Genomic DNA, 6,337 nt, shown 5'->3' on the forward strand with positions numbered 1-6,337 from the left:
CGGCACCCACATCAACTGGACCGAATTCTTCAAAGGCACCAACGCCCACCACACCGAACTCCCCACCTACCCCTTCCAACACAAGCGATACTGGCTGAACTCCATCGGGAACGCCGATGTGGCCGCGGCCGGCCTCACCAAGGTGGAGCACCCATTGCTGGGCGCGGTGACCGAGCTGCCCGACGGCACCAGCGTCTTCACCGGGCGAATATCGCTCAATGCCCATCCCTGGCTGGCCGATCACTCGGTACTCGGCACTGTGGTCCTTCCGGGCACGGCCTTCGTCGATCTCGCGCTCTTCGCCGCCGGCAGGGCTGGGCGCAGCCAGGTCGATGAGCTCACTCTCCAAACGCCTCTGACCGTGCCGCAGCACGGAGGTGTCGATCTGCGCATGGTGATCTCTGCCCCGGAAGAGGGCGGAGCGCAGGCGGTAGCCGTCCATTCCCGCCGCTCCGGCACCGAGGACGAGCCCGGTTCCGAGTGGGTTCAGCACGCGTCCGGTTCGCTGTCGTCCGCCGACGGCGAAGCGGGGGCGCAGAGTGATGGGCAGTGGCCCCCGGCTGGCGCGACTCCGCTGGGTGTGGACGACTTGTATGCGCGTCTCTCCGATGTCGGGCTGGACTACGGTCCCGCCTTCCAAGGCCTGCGCGCCGCGTGGCAGGACGGGGCCACGGTGCATGCCGAGGTCGCGTTGCCCGAGAGCCTCGGTCCCACCGGGTTCGGTATTCACCCGGCGCTTCTCGACGCGGCCTTGCACTCCTTCGCGCTGGCGCCCGCTGGAATGGAGACCGAGCCGGACGACGGCGTATCCACGAAGCTTCCCTTCTCGTGGCGCGGGGTAACCCTGCATGCAGCCGGAACGGACGAGTTGCGGGTGAGCCTCACCCAGCGGGGCACCGATACCGTCGCACTGGCTCTCTCCGACAGTTCGGGAAAACCGGTCGCCACCGTCGAGTCTCTGCTGGTCCGTCGGGTCACCGCCGACCAGTTGGCTGACACGGGTCGTATGACCGCGCCCAACTCCCTGTTCCGGCTGGACTGGACACGGCTTCCGTCGTCGGCCGTGGCTGGGGCACAGGATCCTTCGACGGCGGTCGTCCTCCACGGGGACGGGCGGACGCCGGAGCCGGTCGCCGACTGGGAGGGCCTCGACCTCACGGCGGAGGCGTTCCCCGTCCCCGCCGCGCTGGATGCCACGGTCGGCGAGGCTGCATCCGTACCGGACCTCTTGGTCGTTCCGTACCCGAAGGGCGGTGCCGTGGGCGACGCGGTAGCTGCCCGGCTGGCCACCCGGCAGGTTCTGGCACTGGTGCAGGCATTCCTAGCGGACGAGCGGTTCGCTTCGTCCCGCCTCGCCTTCGTGACCACCGGTTCGATCGCCGTCGACACATCAGAGACCGAGTCCGGGTCAATGTCCGGGGCCGGGGCCGGGGCCGATCCTGCCGCCGCGTCCGTGTGGGGCCTAGTGCGCTCCGCACAGTCAGAGAATCCCGACCGCTTCCTGCTCATCGATCTTGACCACACCAGTACGACGGGCAGTCTGCTACTCAGGGCACTGTCCAGCGGTGAACCCCAGGTCGCGCTGCGGAGCGGGGACCTCTTCATCCCTCGGCTCGCCCGTGCGGCAGTCGCCGAGTCCGTGGGCACCGGCGTCGCAGCGGGCGCGTTCGACCCGGACGGCACCGTGCTGATCACGGGCGGCACCGGCAGCCTCGGCCGGCTGGTGGCCCGGCATCTCGTGGAGCGGCGAGGGGTTCGCCATCTGCTGCTGCTCAGCCGCAGCGGCCCCGCGGCCGATCGAAGCAACGAACTGGTGGCCGAATTAGAGGAGTTCGGCGCCTCGGTGGAACTCGCGGCCTGCGACGCGGCGGACCTGGAGTCGCTGCGAGCGGTACTCGATGCCGTTCCGGCAGAGCGTCCGCTCTCCGCAGTCATTCATGCCGCAGGGGTACTCGACGATTCCACGATCCCCGCTCTCACCGAAGACCGCCTCGATGCGGTGATGCGCCCAAAGGCGGACGCCGCGTGGAACCTGCACCTGCTCACCCAAGGGCTTGCTCTCGCGTCGTTCGTGCTGTTCTCCTCCGCCGCGGGTGTCATCGGAAGCCCCGGCCAGGGCAACTACGCCGCCGCCAACTCGTTCCTCGACGCCCTGGCCCTGCACCGCAACTCTGCGGGCATGCCCGCCACTTCGCTCGCCTGGGGCCTGTGGGCCGAGGCCGACGGCATGGGCGGCAGCACGGCCGACACCCGCAGCGGAATCCGCGCCCTGTCCAAGGAACAGGGCCTCGCGCTTCTGGAGACGGCACTGACCGTTCCCAGTCCGCCGCTGCTAGTCCCCGCACGGCTGGATCTTCCCGCGCTGCGCACTGCGGCGGCCGTCGGCCCGCTGCCGGCCGTACTGCGCGGTCTCGTACGCACTCCGGCGCGCCTTTCCCAGGACGACCGGTCCTCCCTGGTCCGCCGCCTCGCCGGGCAGGCCGAGGAGGCCGGGCGGCTCACGATGCTCCTCGACTTGGTGCGCGAGCAGATCTCCCTGGTGCTGGGGCAGACGGACGCCGGGGCGATCGACTCCGAGCGGGGACTCCTGGACATGGGCTTCGACTCACTCACCGCCGTCGAACTGCGCAACCGGCTCAAGGCGGTCACCGGGCTACACCTGTCCGCCACGCTCGTCTTCGACTACCCCACGCCCGGCGCACTGGCCCGACATCTGCTCGACACCCTCGTCCCCGATGCATCCGGTAGCCCGCTCTCCGGAGGCACGGGGGATGAGGAGGAGATCCGGCGTGCCATCGCTTCGATCCCGCTGCTCCGCATTCGGGAAGCCGGCCTCCTGGAAGTGCTCATGCGGCTCGCCCAGAGTTCCCCAGGGCGGGCGGGCGATGCGCCGGGGCAGCCGGGGCCATCGACCCTCGAGACCGACCAAACCGACCAAACCGACGCGATCATGGCGGCCGACCTGGACGAACTCGTCCGGCGTGCGTTGGCCGACAGCGAGTCATGAACACCGTCGACGCACACGTACATCCATAGCCAAGGAGTGAAAGTGACGATCAACGAGACCGACCACCAGGCCCACCCCGCGACGGTTCTCGACGCGATGCCGACCGCGCGCCGCTGCCCGTTCAGCCCTCCGGCCGAGTTCACCCAGCTCCGCAAGGAGCAGCCAATCGTCAAGATGGTCTACCCGGACGGGCACGTCGGCTGGCTGGTCACCAGCTACGACCTCACCCGGAAGATCCTGGTGAGCCCGGACATCAGTGCCCGGCACGAGCTGCGGAGCTTCCCCGTTCCGGTCCCCTTCAAGCTCGGTCCCGCGCAGCCGGGCGTGTTCGTCGGCATGGACGCGCCCGAGCACACCCGCTACCGGAAGCCGCTCGTCAAGGCGTTCTCGGCCACGCAGGCCCGGCTTCTGGAGCCGACCATCGAGCGGATCACCAACGAAGTACTGGACGCGATGGAGAAGGAGAACGGCTCTACCGACCTGCTCCAGACCTTCGCGCTGCCCATCCCGATCAAGGTGATCACCGAGGTGCTCGGCGGTTCGCAGAAGGTCACCGAGGAGTTCAGCTCGCTGCGCGTCCCCGTACTCACCCCAGGCACACCGCCGGAGCAGGTGCATGCCGCGATGGTCCGTACCGGCCAACTCATGCACGAGCTCGTCACGTCGAAGCGGGCCAACCCCTCCGACGACCTGCTGAGCAGCCTGATCGCCGAGGACGAATTCACCGACACCGAACTTTCCAATATCGCGCTCGCGATTCTCGGCGCGGGGCACGAGACAACGGCCCACATGATCACCCTCGGCGCCTATTTGTTGCTTCAGGACGACGAGTTGCGGCGACGTCTGACTGTCGAAGGCCACTGGACGAACGAGGCGGCCGACGAACTCCTCCGGTATCTGACAATCGCCCACTTCGTGACGCGGGCGGCTCTGACCGACGTCGAATTCGCCGGACAGCTGGTCAAGAAGGGCGAGAGCATCACGATGATGCTCTCCACCGCCAACCGTGACGGCGACCGATTCACCGATCCTGATGCCTTCGATCCCGAGCGACCGAACAACACTCATCTGACCTGGGGCCACGGCGTGCACAAGTGCGTCGGCGTACACCTCGCCAAGACGGAATTGCGCATCGTCATGCCCGCACTGTTCCGGCGGTTCCCCAACCTGCGTCTCGACATACGTCCCGAGGACATCGAAACGCGCGACGCGATGAGCACGTACGGGGTGAAGAGTCTGCCCGTCAGGTGGTGAGACATCGCCCATAAGGCCCGATCAAGGGTCGCTTAAGGGCCCTTTCGGAATATGGGGCCTGCCGAACATGGAGTTGATGATGGGGAACTCTCCCGAAGACAAAGTCGTCGCCGCGCTGCGCGCTTCGCTACTGGAGAACGAGCGACTGCGGCGGGAGAAGCAGCAGCTCACCGACGCTTCCAGTGAACCCATCGCCATCGTTGCCGCAGCCTGCCGCTACCCGGGCGGCGTCACGTCCCCTGAGGAGTTGTGGCAGCTTGTCGCGGACGGCCGGGACGCGGTTTCCCCGCTCCCGGCCGACCGCGGATGGAACCCCGAAGAGCTGTACGACGCCGATCCCGACCGGACGGGAAAGATCTACGTCCGCGAAGGCGTCTTCCTGGACGATGCCGGTGACTTCGATGCGGAGTTCTTCGGGATCAGTCCGCGGGAGGCTCTGGCCATCGATCCGCAACAGCGGATCCTGCTGGAGCTGGCCTGGGAGGCCATCGAACGGGCCGGCATCGACCCGACACGACTGCGCGGAAGTGCGACGGGGGTCTTCGCCGGGGTGATGTACGGCGACTACGGCGCACGCCTATTCCGCAATGTTCCAGACGGCTTCGAAGGCCACTTGGGAACCGGCAGCGCGTACAGCGCCGCGTCGGGTCGGGTGTCCTACACGTTCGGGTTCGAGGGCCCCGCCGTCAGCATCGACACCGCCTGCTCATCCTCACTGGTCGCACTCCACCTCGCCGCCCAAGCACTCCGCAACAACGAATGCACCCTCGCCCTCGCCGGCGGCATCAGCATCATGGCCACCCCCACCACCCTCATCGAATTCAGCCGCCAACGCGGCCTCGCCCCCGACGCCCGCATCAAAGCCTTCGCCAACACCGCCAACGGCACCACACTCGGCGAAGGCGCCGGCCTCCTCCTCCTGGAGCGGTTGTCGGACGCGAAACGCAACGGGCACCAGGTGCTGGCAGTGGTACGGGGCAGCGCCGTCAACCAGGACGGCGCCAGCAGCCAACTCTCCGCCCCCAACGGCCCCTCCCAACAACGCGTCATCCACCAGGCCCTCACCAACGCCCACCTCACCCCAGCCGACATCGACGCCGTCGAAGCCCACGGCACCGGCACCACCCTCGGCGACCCCATCGAAGCCCAAGCACTCCTCGCCACCTACGGCCAAAACCGACCCACCAACCAACCCCTCTGGCTCGGCTCCATCAAATCCAACATCGGACACACCCAAGCCGCCGCCGGCATCGCCAGCACCATCAAAATGATCCAAGCCATCCACCACGGCGTACTACCCAAAACCCTCCACGTCGACGAACCCACCACCCACGTCGACTGGAACACCGGCGCAGTAACCCTCCTCACCGACCACACCCCCTGGCCCGAAACCGGCCGGCTGCGGCGCGCAGCCATCTCCTCCTTCGGCATCAGCGGCACCAACGCACATGTGGTGATCGAGCAGGCCCCGGCCGCCACCAGCGAGGACGCCGGTCCGGTGCGGGAGCTGCCAGTCGTGCCATGGGTGCTATCGGGGCATTCCCCGCAAGCCGTCGCCGACCAGGCCGAGCGCCTGCTGTCGTACGCCACCGACGCCAGCCCCCTCGACCTTGGGTACGCACTTGCCACGAGCCGTACCACCTTCGGCTACCGCGCGGTGGTCACCGGCCGGGACCGCACCGAACTCCACGATGGACTGCGGGCGTTGGCCTCGGGGGAGCGCCGGCCTGAGCTCAAACAGAACGGGAGGACCTCGTTCCTGTTCACGGGGCAGGGCGCCCAACGGGACGGTATGGGCGAAGAGTTGTACCTGTCATTTCCCGCCTACGCCGAAGCGTTCGACGCCGTCGCGGTGGAACTGGACCCGCTCCTAGGCCGCCCGATCCGCGACATCATCACCACCGGCAAGGAACTGGACCAGACCGGATTCACCCAACCCGCCCTCTTCGCCCTCGAAGTCGCCCTCTACCGCCTCGTCGAATCGTGGGGCATCAAGCCCGACTACCTGGCTGGGCATTCCATCGGCGAACTGGCCGCCGCGCATGTCGCAGGCATCCTGAACCTCAAGGACGCCAC

General features: G+C 67.8%; 2 protein-coding genes and 1 pseudogene. All 3 read left to right on the top strand.

What is annotated here, in order from left to right; all coding sequences use genetic code 11:
- On the top strand, positions 1–3,007 hold a 3,007-nt coding region (locus ACGFR7_RS37350), incomplete at its 5' end, for a type I polyketide synthase (protein ID WP_393328506.1).
- Positions 3,008–3,049: 42 nt separating this feature from the next.
- Entirely contained in the window at positions 3,050–4,261 is a 1,212-nt protein-coding gene (locus tag ACGFR7_RS37355) for a cytochrome P450 (RefSeq protein WP_393328509.1), read from the top strand.
- 112 nt (positions 4,262–4,373) lie between these two features.
- Positions 4,374–6,337: pseudogene (locus tag ACGFR7_RS37360) on the top strand (type I polyketide synthase); the annotation flags it as partial.

The sequence above is a fragment of the Streptomyces sp. NPDC048516 genome (genome assembly GCF_043199875.1).
In the GTDB taxonomy this organism is placed as follows: domain Bacteria; phylum Actinomycetota; class Actinomycetes; order Streptomycetales; family Streptomycetaceae; genus Streptomyces.